This is a genomic window from Pandoraea morbifera (assembly GCF_902459575.1).
Classification (GTDB): Bacteria; Pseudomonadota; Gammaproteobacteria; order Burkholderiales; family Burkholderiaceae; genus Pandoraea; species Pandoraea morbifera.
Map to the genome: position 1 here is coordinate 176633 of NZ_CABPSD010000002.1, position 19860 is coordinate 196492.

A 19860-nucleotide genomic window follows, 5' to 3' on the forward strand; every position below is an offset into this window, starting at 1 on the left:
ATCGGCTTAGTTGCGCACCGGCTTGCCGGTTTGCAGCATGCCCATGATGCGTTCCTGGGTCTTCGACGTGCCCAGCAGTTCGATGAAGGCGCGACGCTCGAGTGCGAGCAGCCATTCTTCGTTCACGAGGCTGCCGGCTTCCACGTCGCCGCCGCACACGGCCTCGGCAATGCGTGAGGCAATCAGGAAGTCGTGCGCCGAGATGAAGTTGCCGTCGCGCATGTTCACGAGCGAGGCCTTGATCGTCGAGATGCCCGAGCGGCCGGCAACCGGAATGCCCGCCGGCTTGAGCGGCGGGCGGTAGCCGGAGATCGCGAGCGCACGCGCTTCGTTGCGGGCAACCGAGAGCAGTTCGTGCACGTTGTAGACGATCGTGTCCGACGGCTTCAGGTAGCCCATGTCGCGCGCGTCGAGCGCCGAGGCCGAGACTTTCGCCATGGCCGCGTTGGTGAACGACTTGGTCACGAACTGCAGGTACTGCAGGCTGCCCGCGGCAGTGGCGGCCTCGGCCGCGCGAATCGCCGCTTCCTTCAGACCGCCGCCGCCGGGCACGAGACCCACGCCGACTTCGACCAGCCCGATGTAGCTCTCGAGCGCCGCCACGCGCCGGGCGCTGTGGAGCAGCAGTTCGCAGCCGCCACCCAGCGCAATGCCCGAGACGGCCGAGACGACCGGCACCTGCGCATACTTCACGCGCATCATGCCGTCCTGGAATTTCTTGATGAAAGGCTCGATGCCCTTCGCGCCGCCCATCATGAACGCCGGCATGGCGGCCTCCAGATCGGCGCCGGCGGAGAACGGACCGCCCGGCGCGCCGAGCTTGAGCGACGTGGGCTGCCACACGACGACACCGCGATACTGCTGCTCGGCGAGATCGATTGCGCGTGTCAGACCGTCGATGACAGCCGGCCCGATGGTATTCATCTTGGTCTTGAACGAGACGATGAGCACATCGTCCTGGCCCGGCGTCTCGTCGACCCACAGGCGCACCGCGTCGTTCTCCTCGATGGTCCTGCCGAACTTGCGCGGATCGGCGCTGGCGTCGCCCACGAGCGAGGCCGGGAATACCTGGCGCTCATACACCGGCAGCGTGCTGCGCGGCACGAAGGCGTCCTTGGCCGGGTTGTACGAACCGTCCGCCGTATGGACACCACCGGCCTCGGCCACCTTGCCGCTCGTGACCCACTTGGGCAGCGGCGCGCTCGACAGGGCCTTGCCCGCGTCGATATCTTCCTGCACCCACTGCGCGATGTCCTGCCACCCGGCGGCCTGCCAGTCCTCGAACGGACCGGTGGTCCAGCCGAAGCCCCAGCGAATCGCGAAGTCCACGTCGCGAGCGTTGTCGGCGATCTGCTCGAGATACACGCCGATGTAGTGGAACACGTCGCGGAACACCGCCCACAGGAATTGCGCCTGGGGATGGGACGATTCGCGCAACAGGCGCAAGCGTTCGGCAGGCGCCTTCTTCAGGATGCGCACGACCATCTCGTCGGCCTTCTTGCCGGACTCCACATATTCGCCCGATTGCGGATCGAGCACCTTGATGGCCTTGCCTTCCTTCCGGTAGAAGCCGGCGCCGGACTTCTGGCCGAGCGCGCCCTTCTCCACCAGCGCCTTGAGCACCGGCGGCGTGGCGTACACCGGCGCGAACGGATCGTCCTTGAGGCCGTCCTGCATCGTCTTGATGACGTGCGCCATGGTGTCCAGACCGACCACGTCGGCCGTACGGAACGTGGCGGACTTGGCGCGGCCGAGCTTGCTGCCCGTGAGGTCGTCGACGACGTCGAAGGCAATGCCGTACTTCTGCGCTTCGGCGAACACCGCGAGAATCGAAAACACGCCCACGCGGTTAGCGATGAAGTTCGGTGTGTCCTTCGCGCGCACCACCCCCTTGCCGAGCGTGGACGTGAGGAACGTTTCGAGCTGGTCGAGGATCGCGGGTTCGGTCGTGGCGGTCGGGATCAGCTCGACCAGATGCATGTAGCGCGGCGGATTGAAGAAGTGCACGCCGCAGAAGCGCGCCTTCAGATCGGCGTCGAAGCCTTCCGAGAGTTCGGTGATCGACAGGCCCGACGTGTTCGACGCGAAAATGGCGTGCTTTGCCAGGTGCGGCGCGACCTTCTTGTACAGATCGTGCTTCCAGTCCATGCGCTCGGCGATCGCCTCGATCACCACGTCGCAGCTCGCCAGCTTCTCGAGATCGTCCTCATAGTTGGCGACTTCGATGTACTGCGCGTCCGCCTTGTCGGCGAATGGCGCCGGGCTCAGCTTCTTCAGGCCGTCGATGGCACGCGTGACGATGCCGTTCTTCGGGCCTTCCTTGGCTGGCAGGTCGAACAGCACGACAGGCACTTTCGCGTTGACGAGGTGCGCGGCAATCTGCGCGCCCATCACGCCGGCGCCGAGCACGGCGACCTTGCGCACGACCAGGGGTTTGTTGGTTTGACTCACGGTGATCTCCTCCGCTCTCAGAACAGGTCGACGTCGATGTCCATCAGCGTCTTCGCGCCGGCACGGGCCATGCGAATTTGCGACGCGGTCTCGGGCAGCAGCTTGGCGAAGTAGAAACGCGCGGTGGCGAGCTTCGATGCGTAGAACTTGTCGCCGCTGCCTTGCTTGTCCAGCGCAATGCGCGCCATGCGGGCCCAGAAGTACGCAAACACGAGGTGACCGACCACGCGCTGGTACGGCACCGACGCGGCGCCGACTTCATCCGGATTCGCCATCGCCTTCATGCCGATTTCCATCGTCAGCTTCTGCACCTTGTCGCCGATATCCGCGAGCGGATTGACGAACTCCTGCATCTCTTCCTTCGTGCCTTCGGCTTCGACGAAATCCTGCACGAGCTTGCCGAACTTCTTGAGCTTGGCGCCCATGTCGCCGAGAACCTTGCGACCGAGCAGGTCCAGGGCCTGAATCGAATTGGTGCCCTCATAGATCATGTTGATACGCGCGTCGCGCACGTACTGCTCCATGCCCCACTCGGAAATGAAGCCATGCCCGCCGTAGATCTGCAGAGCGTGGTTCGTGCACTCGAAGGCGTTGTCCGTGAGGAATGCCTTGATGATCGGCGTGAGCAATGCGACCAGGTCGGCGGCTTCCTTGCGCTCCGCTTCGTCGCCGTGCGAGAGTTCCTTGTCGATGTGAAGTGCAGTCCAGTACGAGAAGGCGCGACCGCCCTCGACGTAGGCCTTCTGCGTGAGCAGCATGCGACGCACGTCCGGATGCACGATGATCGGGTCGGCCGGCTTGTCCGGCGCCTTCGGACCGGTGAGCGAGCGCATCTGGATACGCTCTTTCGCATACACCAGCGAGTTCTGGTAGGCAACTTCGGTCAGACCGAGGCCTTGCATGCCCACGCCCTGACGCGCGGCGTTCATCATCACGAACATGGCGTTCAGGCCCTTGTTCGGTTCGCCCACGAGCCAGCCCCTGGCGCCGTCGAGGTTCATCACGCAGGTCGCGTTGCCGTGAATGCCCATCTTGTGTTCGATGGATCCGCACTTGATGCCGTTGCGCTCGCCCGGAGCGCCGTGGGCGTCAGGGATGAACTTCGGCACGACGAACAGCGAAATGCCCTTGGTGCCCGGGGGCGCATCCGGCAGGCGCGCCAGCACGAGGTGGACGATATTGGCGGCCATGTCGTGCTCGCCCGCCGAGATGAAGATCTTGGTGCCCGAGATCGCGTACGAACCGTCGCCGTTGGGCTCGGCCTTCGTGCGCAGCATGCCCAGGTCGGTGCCGCAGTGCGGCTCGGTCAGGCACATCGTGCCGGTCCACTCGCCCGACACGATCTTCGGCAGATAGGTGGCCTGCTGTTCGGGAGTGCCGTGCGCATGCAGGCATTCGTAGGCGCCATGCGACAGCCCCGGATACATCGTCCAGGCCTGGTTGGCGGAGTTGAGCATTTCGTACAGGGCGTTGTTCACGACCTGCGGCAGCCCCTGGCCGCCGAATTCGGGATCGCACGCCAGCGCGGGCCAGCCGGCCTCGACGTATTGTTGGTAGGCCTGCTTGAAGCCGGTCGGCGTGGTGACCACGCCGTCGCCTTCGTACTTGCACCCTTCGCGATCGCCCACCTGATTCAGGGGGAAGACCACTTCGCTACAGAACTTGCCGGCCTCCTCGAGCACCTGGTTGATGGTGTCGGCATCGATGTCCGCATGCTTGGGCATTGCCTTCAATTCGTTTTCCACGCCCAGCAGTTCGTGCAGAACGAATTGCATGTCGCGCAGCGGCGCGTTGTACTGTCCCATGACCTACTCCTCCGAACAAATCGACTCGAATCGCGGACGGCTCGCGCCTTACCCGCGCTGATAAGACGAAATCAGTTTTTCCAGTGCCACCCGGGTCATCTCGACGGCGCCGGGTTCCCGGAGGAAGCGCGCGTCGTGATGCAGGCCGAGTGTCAGGCTGTACATTTCGAAGAGCATCAGTCGCGGATCGGTGTCCGCACGCAGATGCCCCTCCTCCTTCGCTTGCGTGATCGCGCGCAGCAAGGCGGCACGCCACAGCCGCACGCTCTTCACCAAGGCTTCGCGCACCGGACTGGCCGCACGGTCGTCGTACTCGACGGCGCCACTGATGTAGATGCAGCCCGTCGTGACTTCGCGAATACGCTTGTCCATCCAGCGGTCCACCAGCGCCCTGAGTCGCGGAAGACCGCGCGGCGCTTCCATGCTCGGTGCGAACACCTCGGCCTCGAAGCGCCTGTGGTATTCCATCAGCACCTCGATCTGCAGGTCCTCGCGCGAACCGAAATGCGCGAAAACGCCGCTCTTGCTCATTTGCATCCGATCGGCCAGCAAGCCGATCGTCAGCCCCTCGAGTCCATCCCGCCCCGCCAGTTCCAGCGCGGCATTCAGGATGGCGGCACGTGTCTGTTCACCCTTTCGCATGTGTATGGCATCGCTTTGGTTATCCGTTCTCCGATGCTAACCAAAAAATCGAACGGCCGTCCTATTATTGAGGGACGACCATGGGCGAACAAGGAATTTATTAGATCGGAATACCTAATCGGTATCGTTGCCGGGCGAGGCATCCGGCGATGAGGCACCCGGCCCCGCGAGCGCGGGCGGCGGTGTGGAATCAGTCGTACTTGCCGCGTGTCAGCAGCTTCATCACGAGGCGATAGAGCCGGTAGGCGGCCCATTGGCGCAGGCGCCGCCAGCGCGAGCGTCCGCCGTAGCGATCGGGATCGATGCGGCGAGCATCGCCGAACGCGCGCCGGATATGGTCGCGCAGCTGGATCACCAGCGGGTCGTCCAGCACGACGACATTGGCTTCGTGGTTCACGAACAGGGAAAGCGCGTCGAGATTCGAGGAGCCGACCGTCGCCCAGACATCGTCGACGACCGCTACCTTGCCGTGCAGTTGGCGCAGGTCGTACTCGCCGATGTGCACACCGGCGTCGAGCAGCTTCGCGTAAAGCCATGGCACGGCGGCGTCGAGCAGGCGGAACTCCTTGCGGCCGATGAGCAAATGCACGGCCACGCCGCGCGCTGCCGCTTTCGAGAGCGCGCGGCGCAGTCGCCGTCCCGGCACGAAATACGGGTTCGCCAGCCAGACCTCGTGACGGGCGCGCCCCAGGGCGCGCAGATAGGCCCTCTCGACCGCGCGGCGATTGTGCAGGTTGTCGCGCGCGACGAAAGCCGCCTGTCCCGCGTAGGGGGCGTGAAGGCGCCCTCGCTGCCCCCGGCGCCGATGCCGGAACGGCGTGCCGAGATACCCTGGCGCGAGGCGCATCCACTGGATGTGAAACGCAATGCCGACCTCGGCCACGAGGGGGCCGCGGCATTGCACGGCAAAGTCCCAGCGCGGATGCTCCATGCGAAGACCACCACCGCCGTTGTAGTCGTCGATGATGTTGATGCCGCCGACGAACGCCACCTCATGATCGACGACGGCTAGCTTGCGATGCGTGCGCGAAAAGCCGAACTTGCCGAACAGGCTGGGGTTGTAGATGCGGTGCTGTACGCCGGCTTCGCGCCACTCGGCGAAGCAAGGCAGACGTCGGCTCGTGCCCACGCCATCGGTAATTACGCGCACATTCACGCCACGCTGCGCCGCGCGTTGCAACGCCGCCGAAACGTTTTGTCCCGCCTCGTCTGCCTCGAAGATGTAGGTCTCGAGCGCGACATCGCGCGTGGCCTTGTCGATCGCGTCGACCAGTGCGGTGAAGTAGTTCTGACCGAGATAGAGCAGCGTCAGATCGTTATCGCGGGAGAACGGCAGATACTTGCTCATTGGCGCGACGCAGCGTGTGAGGCTAGCGCACGCGCTGCGGCAATTGCCGGATGGCGTCGCCGTTCGATGGCGAGAAACACCGCGCGGCGGCCTCCTCCCACGGCAGCCACGCATAGGCCACATGCTCACGCGGCGCAAGCGTCACGGGCGTGTTCTCGGGCACGCACAGGCCAAACCAGTGCTCCGTATTGCGCGTGACGCCAGGGGCGTACCGATGGGCCCATCGCGGATAGATGTTGTACTGGATCTCGTGCTGCCAATCGATCAGCGCGTCTTCGGGAACCGCTGTACCGTTCGCCACGCGAATGCCTGTCTCCTCGAAGACTTCGCGCGCGGCCGTCTCGAAAAGCGGTTCGTCGAGCCGGTCCTTGCTGCCGGTGACCGACTGCCAGAAATTCTCGGCGTCGGCGCGCTCGATGAGCAGGACGTCGAGCGCCGGCGTGTAGATCACGACGAGGACCGATTCGGGAATCTTGAAGGGCTTCATGCAGGCTTCGGTTGTCGATGGCAGCGCCGACGGCCGGCGCCGATGATGCATTGTATAGGGCACGCGCGACATTGCGATACGGACAAAGCGCTCATCGGTTGGCCGCGACCGGGGAACCGTCCGACCGTCCGGGCACTTGCGGGCGCACCCCGCCCGATGCGTCTCGATGCCCGCATCGGCACCAGGCAAAAAAGCAAAACCCCCTCGCCTTGACAGCAGAGGGGGCTCGAAACATTGCACGGGGCCGGTGGACGGCCCCGGTGGAGGCGTCAGGCCTTCGGCGCTTCCGGCTGGCGCAGACGGATGTGCAGTTCGCGCAGTTGACGCTCGTCGACCGGCGACGGTGCTTGCGTGAGCAGATCCTGCGCGCGTTGCGTCTTCGGGAAGGCGATCACGTCGCGGATCGAATCAGCGCCGGCCATCATCGTGATGATGCGGTCCAGGCCGAACGCGATACCGCCGTGCGGGGGCGCGCCGTACTGGAGCGCGTCGAGCAGGAAGCCGAACTTCGCACGGGCTTCTTCCTCACCGAGCTTGAGCGCACGGAACACCTTGCTTTGCACGTCTTCCTGGAAGATACGGACCGAACCGCCGCCGATTTCCCAGCCGTTGAGCACCATGTCGTAGGCCTTCGCCAGGCACTTGCCCGGGTCGGTCTCGAGGTAGTCGATGTGCTCGTCCTTCGGACTCGTGAACGGGTGGTGGCAGGCGACCCAGCGGGCGTCGTCCTCGTCGTACTCGAACATCGGGAAGTCGACGACCCACAGCGGGCGCCAGCCGGCTTCGAACAGACCGTGGCTCTTGCCGAACTCCGAGTGGCCGATCTTAAGACGCAGTGCGCCGATGCCGTCGTTGACGACCTTTGCCTTGTCCGCGCCGAAGAAGATGATGTCGCCGTCCTGTGCACCGGTGCGCTCGAGAATCGAGGCAATGGCGGCGTCGTGCAGGTTCTTCACGATCGGGCTTTGCAGACCGTCGCGGCCCTTGGCCACTTCGTTGACCTTGATCCAGGCCAGGCCCTTCGCGCCATAGATCTTCACGAATTCCGTGTACGCGTCGATTTCGCTGCGCGAGATCTCGGCACCGCCCGGCACGCGCAAGGCGACCACGCGGCCGCCCTCGGTCGTGGCCGGCACCGAGAACACCTTGAAGTCGACGTCGCCCATCACGTCGGTCAGCTCGGTGAATTCAAGCTTCACGCGCAGGTCCGGCTTGTCCGAACCGAAGCGCCGCATCGCTTCCGAGTACTCCATGACGGGAACCTTGGCGTCGAGCTCGACGCCGATCGCTTCCTTGAACACGTGACGGATCATGTTCTCGAACAGATCGCGGATTTCCTGCTCCGAGAGGAACGAGGTCTCGCAGTCGATCTGGGTGAACTCCGGCTGACGGTCGGCGCGCAGGTCCTCGTCGCGGAAGCACTTGGTGATCTGGTAGTAGCGGTCGAAGCCGGCCACCATCAGCAACTGCTTGAAGAGCTGCGGCGACTGCGGCAGTGCAAAGAACTGGCCGGCGTTCACGCGCGAGGGCACCAGATAGTCGCGGGCGCCTTCCGGGGTGCTCTTGGTGAGCATCGGCGTTTCGATGTCGATGAAACCCTGCGCGTCGAGATACTTGCGCACTTCCATCGCCACCTTGTAGCGCAGGCGCAGGTTGTACTGCATTTGCGGACGGCGAAGGTCCAGCACGCGATGCGTGAGGCGCGTGGTTTCCGAGAGGTTTTCGTCGTCGAGCTGGAACGGGGGCGTGACCGAGGCGTTGAGCACCTGCAGTTCATGGCACAGCACTTCGATCTTGCCGCTCGTGAGGTTGGCGTTCTCGGTGCCGGCCGGACGGCTGCGCACCAGGCCCGTGATCTGCACGCAGAACTCGTTGCGCAGGCCTTCGGCGGCCTTGAACATCTCCGCGCGGTCCGGATCGCACACGACCTGCACCAGACCTTCGCGATCGCGCAGGTCGATGAAGATGACCCCGCCGTGATCACGGCGGCGATTGACCCAGCCACAAAGCTTGACCGTTTGGCCCAGTTGTTGCTCGGTCACCAGACCGCAGTAGGAGGTACGCATGGACATTTTGCTGTTCCGATTTTCAAAAATATGACGCCGACGGATCCCGGTGGCTCACAGGAGCGGACCGGGACGTTGCTGGCGCGGGTTGTGGGCGGGCGCCACCACGCCCATCGATACGATGTACTTGAGGGCGGCGTCGACCGTCATGTCGAGCTCGATCACGTCGCTCGCCCGCATCATCAGGAAGAAGCCCGACGTCGGGTTCGGCGTCGTCGGGACATAGACGCTCACGTACTCGCCCTGCAAGTGATTGACGACATCGCCGCCCGGCGCGCCGGTCAGGAAGGCGATGGTCCAGGAATCCGCGTGCGGATACCGCACGAGCAACGCCTTGCGAAACGCATTGCCGTTGCTCGAGAGCAATGTATCGGACACCTGCTTGACGCTGCCGTACAGCGGTCCGACCACGGGAATGCGCGTCAGAATGGCTTCCCACCAGCCGACCAGCTTCTGGCCAATGAAATTATGCGCCAGAAGGCCGACGACGAACACGAATGCCAGCGTGACCACCACCCCGAAGCCCGGCACCCGCATGCCGATGAGGCGCGAGGGCTGCCACTCGTCCGGCAGCAACAGCAGGGTCTGGTCCATCGTGCCGATGATCAGCCCGAGCACCCAAAGGGTGATGGCCAGCGGCACCAGCACGAGCAGGCCGGTCAGGAAAATCGTCTTCAACGCGGGTTTTTTGACGCTCATGGCAGGACTCGTGAATGTGGGCCGGGGGGTGTCAGCGGCGGGTTCGAATCAGTGGCAGGCGCAGCCGCCACCGCAGGCAGCCGGGGCGCTCGACGATTCGCCGCCCGAAGACGACGACGCACCGCTCTCGCCCGACGCGGCCGCCGGGGACGACGAAGCGGATGAAGCCGACGACGGCGCACCCGAAGCCGGGGCGCTGGCGCCGCCCGATCCGCCACGGAAATCGGTCACATACCATCCCGAGCCCTTGAGCTGGAACCCGGCCGCCGTCACCTGCTTGCGAAACGAGTCCTTGCCGCATTCCGGGCACTGGGTGAGCGGTGCATCGCTCATTTTTTGCAGCACATCCTTGGCGAAACCGCATGTTTCGCAACGATAGGCATAGATTGGCATGATTCTTTCTGACGGAAAAAGGCGCGCAAAGCCTTGAATTATAACCGCTTCACAAGGCTTTCGGGATGAGTCCGCAGATATATGGGGCCGCACCGGGCCAAGATCAAGAGGCGGCGCGCTCCGCCTCGCGTGCGACCGTCCCGCCCGGTGGCACGAGCCCGGCCGTCCCGGGAAGTCGTGGGGCCTGCGGGCGATGCCGCGGCCCCGCGGGCGTCCGATCGGTCAGATCGTCGAGATCTGCTGTTCCGGCGGCTGCCGACGCGCCGAGGCCGGTTGCAGCAACGAACCGACGACCATGCCTGCAATCGAGGCGATCAGGCCGGCCAGTTGCGGCGGCACCATCGCGTCCGGGGCAAACGCTTCACAGGCGAGCCACACGATCAGCCCGCCGAACACGGACAACGTGCCGCCCAGCGAGCTCGAACGCTTCCAGTAGACACCGAAGGCCAGCGGCACGAAGCAGCACACGAGCGTGACCTTGTAGGCGCTTTCCACCATCTGGAAGATCGACGCGGTCGAATTGAGCGCGTACACCAGCACGAGCGCCGTGAAGCAAAGCACGACGATACGCATCAGGCGCAGCAGGTGCTTGTCGTCGATCCGGCCCTTGAGCATCGGGCGCACGATGTTCTCCGCGAACGTCACCGACGGGGCGAGCAGCGTGGCGGACGCGCAACTCTTGATGGCCGACAGCAGCGCACCGAAGAACATCACCTGCGCCACGATCGGCACGCTGGTGAGTACCAACTGCGGCAGGATCTGCTGCGGATCGGTGCCGATGTACTTCTGCACCATCGACGGCGCGATCAGCAGCGCGGAGTAGGCCAGGAAAATGGGGATGAACGTGAAGAAGAAGTACAGCACGCCGCCGGTCACCGAACCGGCTACCGCGACGTTTTCGGACTTCGACGACATCACGCGCTGGAATACGTCCTGCTGCGGTATCGAGCCGAACATCATGGTGATGCCCGCCGCGATGAACGCGAGCACGTCGGCGGGGTTCATCTCCGGCAGGAACACGAACTTGCCCGCTTCCGAGGCGTGGGCGATCACGGCGCTCGCGCCGCCCGGCACCATGCCCGAAACGACGACCGCGATGTAGATCAGCCCCACGACGATGATGATCATCTGGATGAAGTCGGTCACGGCCACCGAGATCATGCCGCCCAGCAGCGTGTAGGCCAGCACCGAGATGGCGCCGATGATCATGCCGGTGGGTTCCGACATGGCACCGCCCGATACCGTATGGAACACCAGGCCGAGCGCCTTGATCTGCGCACCGACCCAGCCGAGGTACGAGATCACGATGGCGATGCTCGTCACCACCTCGACCGTGCGGTTGTATTTGAGCTTGTAGAAGTCGCCGATCGTCATGAGGTTCATGCGATACAGCTTTCGGGCGAAGAACATGCCCACGAGCACCAGGCACATCGACGAGCCGAACGGGTCCGAGACCACGCCGCGCAATCCCTCGCCGAGGAACGTGGCCGGAATGCCGAGCACCGCTTCCGAGCCGAACCAGGTGGCGAACACCACGGCGATGACCATGCCATAAGGCAGGCGACGGCCGGCGACGGTGAAATCCTTGGTGTTGCGGACCTTGAGGGCGGCCAGCAGCCCGATGGCCACCGAGATGACCCAGTACAGAATGACAAACCAAATCAGCATAACGCGGCCCCAGCCAAGCCCCAGGGCGACAGCTCCCGGCAGACAGCGCCGCGCCGGGGCATGATCCGGCCGCATGTGGCCGCCCGCGCGCTAACGATACCTTGCCATGGGCCGCAGCCTTCCGGGCAACAGAAAATCAGGTCGGTGCATGACGGGGCTGATGCGATTCAGCACTCGGGGGCGCCCGTTTTGCCACCTGGCGAAAAATTTTCGGCCGATTATAGCGGCGGTGAAGACGCGCGGGGAAAAAATCACAATTCCCGCGGGTCATCGTGGCAAATATCGGGAAATACCTAGTGGCTAAGATGGCGTTGGGCGCAGATGACGCCCAACAGCGGCCATGCCCTCCTCTCCGCTCTCGTCCCCGCTCTCCTCCCCGCTCTCGCGCACCGCCATGCGTCATTCGCGGTGCGCTGGCGTGGCGGCGTCAGCGGCGGCGCCAGACCATCCAGTATTCGGCGCCGGCGAAGACCGGTACGGAGTCGTCCACGAGCCGCTTCGCTTCGCAGACGAAATCCCGACCCAGCAGTGCATCGAGGGCTTCGGGCGCGATGCCGAACGGCGGGCCTTTCGGCGTCTCGCGCAGAAAGAAGTATCCGACCAGACACGCCCCCGGCGCCAGCAACTGCGCCATCCGGTGGGCGTAGTCCGGCCAGAGGCGGCGCGGCAATGCGCAGAGAAACGCCCGTTCGTAGATCACGTCGGGCGCGAATGGGGGCGTATAGGTGAAAAAGTCGGCTTGCTCGACGAGCGCGGCCCGCGGGCCGAGTTGCGCCCTGGCCGACTCGACGGCAACCGGCGAGAAGTCGATGGCACGCACCGGCCAGCCCTGTGCGTCGAGCCAGGCGGGCTCGTAAGCCGCACCGCACCCGGGAATCAGCGTGGCGCACGGCGCCACTGCCTGCGCCGCGAACTCCCGCAGTCCACGAGGCACGCCGGCGGCATCCCACGGCATGAACGCGTTGGCGAACCGCTCGTCCCAGAACGCGGCACTCGATGGATCGCGATGGGCGAAGGCGGGTGCTGCCGGCGCGCCACTGTCCCGCGCACGCGTTTCGCCCTTGCCAGTCGCGGCCCCCGCGCGATCCGCCCCGCCCTTGCCGGCCCTCTCCGGGCCGTCGCCATCGCGCGGTGCGTGCAGCGGCCAGACCTTGGGGGACCACGACGGGAAGACGGACATGTTCGACTCCTTGGCTGGCGGCTCAGCTGTAGAGCCAGATGAATGCCGCCAGTATTCCGATGGAGATGCCGCCGACCAGGCAGAAGGCGCCCGTCAGCAAGCGATTCGTGCGACGTTGCTCCTGTAACAGGGCGAGCAGCAGCGTGTCGTCCTGTGGGCGGGCATGCGCCGCAAGCGCCTGATGGATCAAACGCGGCAACTGCGGCATCGTCTTGCTCCACTGGGGCGCTTCCGCCTTCAGGCGCTCGAGCCAGCCGCGCGGGCCGATCTGCTCGGCCATCCAGCGCTCGAGGAACGGTTTGGCCGTCTTCCAGAGATCCAGATCCGGGTCGAGCTGACGCCCGAGCCCCTCGATATTGAGCAGTGTCTTCTGAAGCAGCACGAGTTGCGGCTGAATCTCCACGTTGAAGCGGCGCGACGTCTGGAACAGTCGCATGAGCACCAGGCCGAGCGAGATTTCCTTGAGCGGGCGGTCGAAATATGGCTCGCAAACGGCACGGATCGCGCCTTCGAGCTCCTCCACGCGGGTATCCGGCGGCACCCAGCCGGACTCCAGGTGCAGCGACGCCACCCGGTGATAGTCGCGTCGGAAGAACGCCAGGAAGTTCTGCGCGAGATAATTCTTGTCGAATTCGGACAAGGCGCCCACGATGCCGCAATCGAGCGCGATGTAGCGCCCCAGCGTCGATGGCTCGAGGCTCACGAGAATATTGCCCGGGTGCATGTCGGCGTGGAAGAAGCCGTCGCGCAGGAACTGCGTGAAGAAGATCTCCACGCCCTCGCGCGCGAGCTTCTTCAGATCGACGCCGGCATCACGCAGCACCTCGATCTGGCTGATGGGCACGCCGCGCATGCGCTCCATCACGAGCACCGAGCTCGAACTGAACTCCCAGTAGATCTCGGGCACCATCAACATGCCCGAGTCGATGAAGTTGCGGCGCAACTGCGCGGCGTTGGCGGCTTCGCGCATCAGGTCGAGTTCGTCGTGCAGGTACTTGTCGAACTCCGCGACCACCTCGCGCGGCTTGAGGCGCTTGCCGTCGGGCCACAGTCGCTCCACCCAGCCGGCGAGATCGCGCATGAGCGCCAGATCGCTGTCGATCACGCCGAGCATGTTCGGACGCAGCACCTTGACCGCAACCTCCTTCCCGGCGTGCTCGCCCTCGCGAACGCGCGCGAAGTGCACCTGGGCGATCGATGCACTCGCCACCGGCGTGCGCTCGAACTCCACGAACACTTCCTCGAGCGGGCGGCCCAGGGACTTCTCGATGCTTGCGCGCGCCACGTCCGGATCGAACGGCGGCACCTGATCCTGCAGGCGCGCCAGTTCCTGCGCAATGTCGGGCGGCATCAGGTCACGTCGCGTCGACAGCACCTGGCCGAACTTCACGAAGATCGGGCCGAGCGATTCGAGGGCAAGTCGCAAGCGCTCGCCGCGCGGCGCCTTGAGCCCTGAGCGGCCCAACGTCGCCACGCGCAGCAGCGCGCGCGTGACCGGATGCGGAATGCTCGAGAGCACGAGCTCATCGAGCCCATATCGATAGCAAACGATGAAAATCTTGATCAGACGCAGAAGACGCATCGGTCAGCGACCTCCGTTGGTGCGCGAAGCCGACGGCGCGGCGGTCCCGCGCGCGCCCTTGAGGCGCTCGATCTTCTCGATGCGCTTCTCGAGCCGGGCGAGATCGTCGCGCAGCATGCCGATCTCGGCGCGCATGGCGTCCAGACGCGGTCGCGCCACCAGCATCGGACGCTCTTCCACGAGAAAGTCGGCGAGCGAGCGTGCGAGCGTGCCCCCGGTACGCCGTGCCCCGGCCACGGCCGCCTTGCCCGTCTCTGTCACGCGGTGCGCGGCGGCGTCGCCAATCACCTTGCTCAGGTCTTCGGCGACTTCCCAGCGCAGATGTTGTGCGAGATAGGACACGGTGTTGGCGAACTCGGCGTCGCCCTCGATCTTGACGTGACGCATGACGGCGGCCTGTCCACCGCCCGCGAAATCGGCCAGCGCCGCAGGCGGCACCGAGATGCTGACGTCGCAGGCGTGATCCGGTTCGGCGGCGGCGAGATAGCCGTCCTCGCCCACGCGCAGGCGCAGGTCGATCGCGGACATCGCCAGCCGGGCAGACGCGCCGACGTGATGACGCAAACGCTCGCGAGCCCACGGTTCGCGGGCAAGCAGGTGGTTCACGGTGGCGGCAAAGGCTTTGGCGGCTACGGTCATGAGCTTGGCGGCCGGCCGGCGCTGAACACCGGCCGTACCGAAAGACGCCGCCCGGCATGAAACGTTCGGACGGCAAAAACAAAAGAGCCCGCGTGGTGCGCGGGCTCTCATTGTAAGGCAGGTTACGCCAAAATCGTCGCGAGCTTAGCTGAGCTGCTGAATCCCGGCGAGCACCCAGCCGCCGCTGCCGGTCACCGGCTTGGTCAGGTTCCAGACCTCGTTGAACGGCTCGGCCGGGGCGCCCTCGGCTTCACGGATCAGACCGGAGAAGCGAACGCTCGCCATGTACTCGGTGGCCGTCTGCTCGATGCCGAGAAGCTCGGCGTCCAGCTGGACCACATCCGTACGGTTGTTCGCCTTGCCGCGCTCTTCGAGATCCATCTTGATTTCCGCGAACATCTGCGGCGTGGTGAACTCGTTGATGTCGGCCTGATCGCCCTTGTCCCAGGCGGCTTGCAGACGGTTGAAGTACACCTTCGCGCTGCGCAGGAAGCCCTCGGTATCGAAACCGGCCGGCACGCCAAACGGCTCGGCGGCGGCGGCGGCCCCGATGGCCCCGGCGGCCGGCACGGCCGACAGCGACGGTTGGGTCGAAGACGAACCCGCCTGCGGCGCTTGCTGGCTGTCCCACGACTGGCGCAGCGAAGTGTTCGAGGCGTTCGACGCATCGGCGCCCGCGCCGGCGTAGGCCGGCGTCTGCTGCTGCGACTTGTTGCCGCGCAGACGGCGGATCAGCCAGATCACGGCAAACGCGATCAGCGCGATCACGATCACATTGGCCATCATGCTGGCGAAGGCGCCGCCCAGGCCGAAGTGCGAGAGCAGCGCGGCAATGCCGAGGCCGGCGGCCAGACCGGCGATGGGGCCCAGCCAGCGGTTGGCCGGCTTGGCGGCTGCGGCGGCACCCGCGGCACCCGCACCGGCGGCCGCCGGCGCGGCCTGGTTCGGCGCGGCACCCGGGGTCGTCTGTGCCGGTTGCTGCGGAGTCGCCTGACGTTGCGTGACGGTGCTGGATTGCTTGCCGATGCTCCGGCCGCCGCCAACGCGTTTGGCATCAGCGTCGGCGATCGTCATGCCGACCGCGATGACGCCGGCCACTACGCCCAACAACAGCTTGTTTTTCAGGAACTGGAACATCGTTCTGGTCTCTCCGTGGAGTTATCGGTTGCTGTCTACTGACAGGCGTCTACCCGAATGGTTCAGCGCAATTTCGCGCACCGAAACCAGGGGACGCTCGAGGGGATGCTGACACAGCAGAATTAGTCACAAATTAGCGAAGCGCCCCGGTGCGGCAATCTTCCGCAGACCGGGGCGCTTCGGCGATTTCAGCGACTTGGGCGAAGCTCGGCGCGAGTGAGCGCTTATCCTGGGCGCGTCAGAACTTGCGTCCGATGTGCAGTGCGACCACGCCGGCGGTCATGTTGTGGTACTCCACGCGCTCCAGTCCTGCGTCTTCCATGAGCGTCTTGAGCGTTTCCTGGTCAGGGTGCATGCGGATCGATTCGGCCAGATAGCGGTAGCTGTCGGCGTCGCCCGCGATGCGCGAACCGAGCCACGGCAGCACCTTGAACGAGTACGTGTCGTAGGCCTTCTCGAGCGGCTGCCACACTTTCGAGAACTCCAGCACCATGACCTTGCCGCCCGGCTTGATCACGCGTCGCATCTCCGCGAGCGCGGCATCCTTGTGGGTCATATTGCGCAGACCGAACGCCACGGTCACCACGTCGAAATAGTTCGACGGGAACGGCAGCTTCTCGGCGTCGCAGAGCAGCGACGGCGTGACGATGCCGGCGTCGAGCAGGCGATCGCGGCCCACGCGCAGCATCGATTCGTTAATGTCGGTGAGCCAGACTTCCCCGGTCGGCCCGGCCGCGCGGGCGAACACCTTCGAGAGGTCGCCCGTGCCGCCCGCAATGTCGAGCACCTTGAAGCCGGGCCGAACGGCGGCTCGGCCAATCGTGAACGCCTTCCAGACGCGATGCAGGCCGCCCGACATCAGATCGTTCATGATGTCGTACTTGTTCGCGACCGAGTGGAACACCTCGGCCACCTTGCCGGCCTTGTCCTTCTCGTCGACGGTTTCAAAACCGAAGTGGGTCTGTTGGCCCATTGCACATCTCCCTAATCATGTAAGCGGGCGCACACTCGCAGTGCGCGTGCCGCCGGGGGCCTCAGTGGTGGTGGCAGCCGCCGGCGGCGGGCGACGGCATCGGGGTGTCGCGCTCGACACCCGCCGCCGCGAGCTTGTCCAGGTATTCCTGCCACAGGGCATCCTGACGCACGCACAGCTCGTAGAGGTAGTCCCACGAATAGATGCCGGTGTCGTGCCCGTCGGAAAAGACGGGGCGCACCGCATAATTTCCGATCGGCTCCAGGCCGGTGAGTTCGACGTCGCGCTTGCCGGTCTGGAGCGTCTCCTGCCCGGGACCGTGACCGCGGACTTCCGCCGACGGCGAGAGCACACGCAGGAATTCGAAGGGCAGGCGGTAATGCTTGCCGTCCTCGTAACCGAGTTCCAGCACCTTCGAAGTGCGATGCAGCGTCAGGGAAACGGGAATCGGCGTGTCTTTCTCCAGCCCAGCCATGATCTTGCTCCAGAAGAATCGGTCGGCAGTATAGCCGCTCAGGCGCCGGCGGTCATGCCGGCCATGCGGCAACGCGCTTCAATTCTGCCACGATGGCCTCGCGCAAGGCCGGCAGCCCGGCGATGCGCGGCGCGAGCGCCGCCTCGGGCAGGGCGCGCTGCGGCGCGCTCCAGACCGAGCCGGGGAAATGCACGTCGTCGCGATAGCGGGGAATGACGTGCCAGTGCACGTGCGGCACCATGTTGCCCAGGCTCGCCACATTGACCTTGTGCGGCGACATCACGGTGCGCTGAGCCGTCTCCACGGCAAACACGGCGCGCATCACATGCTCGCGCGCCGCCTCGGGCAGATCGCTCATTTCGGCGACATGCGCATGCCAGATCACCCTGGCGAACCCCGGGTAGCCGGGTTCGTCGGCCAGCACCACGCGCAGCACCGGATCGCGCCACACGACTTCACCGCCGTCGCCGGCGCAAAACGGACATTCCATGTTCGGTCTCCCTTCGTTGCGCTTCGTTGCGCTTCGTTGCGCGTCGTCACGCTGCGTGACGCCACGTGACACGCCGTCGTCCTTCGCGACACCCGGTTGCGCGGCGCAGCCCTTCATCGGCGTGCACCACGCCTCAGTGCTTGCCGCCCTTCTTGCGCTTGCCGGTCACCGGGTCCACCGGGCCGAGCGCCAGCTCGGCGAAATCGATCTCGCTGAGCATCTCGCGCAGCGTCTCGTCGTTGATGCGATGCGTGATGCGCAAGCGCGACAGCTCCACGCGTTCGGCCTGCAGCGCGGCGGCACGCAAACGCCGCTCGACTTCGACGTCGCGCACGGCACGCGCGCGCATCTCATCGGTCGCGCTCGCCGCGTTGAGCGCACGCCGGTAGCGCCCCATTACCCGGGCGGCCGCTTCCGCGCACACGGCGGTGTCCAGTTCGTCGCCCGACCTGGCGATCACCTTCTGCAACGACTCGATGGCGCGAATCGCCGCCTCGGACGCCGCCAGCCGCGCTTCGGCCATCTCCCGGTTACGGGGGTCCTCGACCGGCCAGCGCACACCGCGCAGCAGGATCGGCAAACCGATGCTTCCCCCGATGAGCGACAGCAGGATCACCCCGGCGGCAAGGAAGATCAGCAGGTCGCGCCCTGGGAACGGGGCGCCGCCCGGCAGCGCGAGCGGCACCGACAGGGCGCCGGCCAGCGTCACGGCGCCACGCACGCCCGAGAGCGCCGTCACACCGGTAAAACGCATGCCGGGTTTCATCGTGATTTCCCCGCGACGCATCCCGAGGAAGTACATCACCCGCCACGCCGACCATACCCAGCAAAAGCGCAGCACGATGAGCACCGCCGAAATCGCCCCCACATAAGCCATCAACTCGCCGAGATTGAGCAGCATGCCCCACAGATGCTGGTTCGGTCGCAGCGCCGCGCGCACGATATCCGGCAATTGCAGCCCGAGCAGCACGAACACCGCGCCGTTGAACACGAACTCGAGCATCGACCAAACGCCGTTGCCGAGAATGCGCGTGGCCGTGCGGCTGTTGAGCAGATCGGTCGAGCTCACGGTCATGCCCGCCGCCACGGCCGCGAGAATGCCCGAGAAGCCGAAATGCTCCGCCAGCAGATAGGCCGCAAACGGCATGAGCAGGAGCAGCAACACGACCGTGGCCGGTTCCTCGTTGGAGACGTCGAGCACCCGCCGGTGAAACTGCGTGAAGAGCCACGTCACCGCCCAGCCGGCGAGCAGGCCGCCGAGCGCGATGACGAAGAAGGAAAACGTGGCGTTGCCGATCGAGAACAGGCCGGTGGTGGCCGCCACGATGGCGAACTTGAACGCGACGAGGCCCGACGCGTCGTTCATCATCGCTTCGCCTTCGAGCACGTGCATGAGACGCGTGGGCATGCGCAGGCGCCCGGTGAGCGCGGATACGGCCACCGCGTCGGTCGGCGAGAGCACGCCGCCGAGCGCGAACGCCACGGCCAGCGGTATCGACGGAATCATCCAGTGGATGAAGTACCCCACGCCGAGCACCGTGAAGATCACCAGACCGAGCGCCATGGCGATGATCGGCACGCGCAGGTGCCAGAACTCGCGCTTGGGCATGCGCCAGCCGTCGGCGAAAAGCAGCGGGGGAATAAACAGCAGGAAGAAGATCTCGGGGTCGAGATCGATGTGCAGCCCCGCGCCCGGCCAGGCGAGCGCGGCGCCCACGGCGATCTGCACCAGCGGCACCGGCAGGAATCGGACGAAGCTGACCAGCACGCCGGTCAGCGCCACCACGAACAGCAGGATCAGTGCTGTATAGACTACCTCCATGCC

17 protein-coding genes are annotated in these 19860 nt (G+C 65.4%); all 17 read right to left on the bottom strand.

Translation table 11 applies throughout. The annotated features are described in order from the left end of the window. Positions 1-6: 6 nt before the first annotated feature. The 17 genes from PMO31116_RS04280 to PMO31116_RS04360 all read right to left on the bottom strand — a co-directional run bounded on the left by PMO31116_RS04280 (position 7) and on the right by PMO31116_RS04360 (position 19857). Positions 7-2451, bottom strand: a complete 2445-nt coding sequence (locus tag PMO31116_RS04280; RefSeq protein WP_150565636.1) for a 3-hydroxyacyl-CoA dehydrogenase/enoyl-CoA hydratase family protein — start codon at positions 2449-2451, stop codon at positions 7-9. Positions 2452-2468: 17 nt separating this feature from the next. Beyond that, the gene (locus tag PMO31116_RS04285) at positions 2469-4256 is read right to left on the bottom strand and encodes an acyl-CoA dehydrogenase C-terminal domain-containing protein (RefSeq protein ID WP_023873135.1); all 1788 of its coding nucleotides are present in this window, start codon (positions 4254-4256) and stop codon (positions 2469-2471) included. Positions 4257-4304: 48 nt separating this feature from the next. Continuing rightward, entirely contained in the window at positions 4305-4898 is a 594-nt protein-coding gene (locus PMO31116_RS04290; protein ID WP_150565637.1) for a TetR/AcrR family transcriptional regulator, read from the bottom strand. A gap of 190 nt (positions 4899-5088) precedes the next feature. Then, on the bottom strand, positions 5089-6246 hold the full coding sequence (gene clsB / locus PMO31116_RS04295; RefSeq protein WP_150565638.1) for a cardiolipin synthase ClsB: 1158 nt from the start codon (positions 6244-6246) through the stop codon (positions 5089-5091). Positions 6247-6268: 22 nt separating this feature from the next. Further along, positions 6269-6733: a dihydroneopterin triphosphate diphosphatase gene (gene nudB, locus PMO31116_RS04300; RefSeq protein WP_150565639.1), complete on the bottom strand. Its 465-nt coding sequence runs from the start codon at positions 6731-6733 to the stop codon at positions 6269-6271. Between the two features lie 269 nt (positions 6734-7002). Further along, the gene (gene aspS, locus PMO31116_RS04305) at positions 7003-8805 is read right to left on the bottom strand and encodes an aspartate--tRNA ligase (RefSeq protein WP_150565640.1); all 1803 of its coding nucleotides are present in this window, start codon (positions 8803-8805) and stop codon (positions 7003-7005) included. Positions 8806-8853: 48 nt separating this feature from the next. Then, positions 8854-9498: a DUF502 domain-containing protein gene (locus tag PMO31116_RS04310; protein ID WP_023597521.1), complete on the bottom strand. Its 645-nt coding sequence runs from the start codon at positions 9496-9498 to the stop codon at positions 8854-8856. A gap of 48 nt (positions 9499-9546) precedes the next feature. Next, positions 9547-9891, bottom strand: coding sequence for an FmdB family zinc ribbon protein (locus PMO31116_RS04315; protein WP_150565641.1), 345 nt, complete (start codon positions 9889-9891; stop codon positions 9547-9549). 222 nt (positions 9892-10113) lie between these two features. Next, positions 10114-11559 carry a high affinity choline transporter 1 gene (locus tag PMO31116_RS04320; RefSeq protein WP_023597523.1) on the bottom strand — a complete coding sequence of 482 codons (1446 nt, stop codon included), beginning with the start codon at positions 11557-11559 and terminating at the stop codon, positions 10114-10116. Positions 11560-11986: 427 nt separating this feature from the next. Continuing rightward, positions 11987-12739 (bottom strand): methyltransferase domain-containing protein, encoded by a 753-nt coding sequence (locus tag PMO31116_RS04325; RefSeq protein ID WP_150565642.1) that lies wholly within the window; start codon positions 12737-12739, stop codon positions 11987-11989. Between the two features lie 22 nt (positions 12740-12761). Further along, a complete protein-coding gene (gene ubiB / locus PMO31116_RS04330; protein WP_150565643.1) occupies positions 12762-14321 on the bottom strand; it encodes a ubiquinone biosynthesis regulatory protein kinase UbiB in 1560 nt (519 codons plus the stop codon). A 3-nt stretch (positions 14322-14324) separates the two neighbouring features. Further along, on the bottom strand, positions 14325-14960 hold the full coding sequence (locus PMO31116_RS04335; protein WP_150565644.1) for a ubiquinone biosynthesis accessory factor UbiJ: 636 nt from the start codon (positions 14958-14960) through the stop codon (positions 14325-14327). 144 nt (positions 14961-15104) lie between these two features. Further along, positions 15105-16097 carry a Tim44 domain-containing protein gene (locus tag PMO31116_RS04340; RefSeq protein WP_150565645.1) on the bottom strand — a complete coding sequence of 331 codons (993 nt, stop codon included), beginning with the start codon at positions 16095-16097 and terminating at the stop codon, positions 15105-15107. Positions 16098-16335: 238 nt separating this feature from the next. Next, on the bottom strand, positions 16336-17070 hold the full coding sequence (gene ubiE, locus PMO31116_RS04345) for a bifunctional demethylmenaquinone methyltransferase/2-methoxy-6-polyprenyl-1,4-benzoquinol methylase UbiE (RefSeq protein WP_150565646.1): 735 nt from the start codon (positions 17068-17070) through the stop codon (positions 16336-16338). Positions 17071-17131: 61 nt separating this feature from the next. Further along, complete coding sequence (locus PMO31116_RS04350) at positions 17132-17545, bottom strand: gamma-butyrobetaine hydroxylase family protein (protein WP_023597529.1); 414 nt, start codon at positions 17543-17545, stop codon at positions 17132-17134. A gap of 52 nt (positions 17546-17597) precedes the next feature. Beyond that, positions 17598-18035, bottom strand: a complete 438-nt coding sequence (locus PMO31116_RS04355) for an HIT family protein (RefSeq protein WP_150565647.1) — start codon at positions 18033-18035, stop codon at positions 17598-17600. Between the two features lie 133 nt (positions 18036-18168). Further along, a complete protein-coding gene (locus tag PMO31116_RS04360; RefSeq protein WP_150565648.1) occupies positions 18169-19857 on the bottom strand; it encodes a Na+/H+ antiporter in 1689 nt (562 codons plus the stop codon). Between the last annotated feature and the right edge of the window lie 3 nt (positions 19858-19860).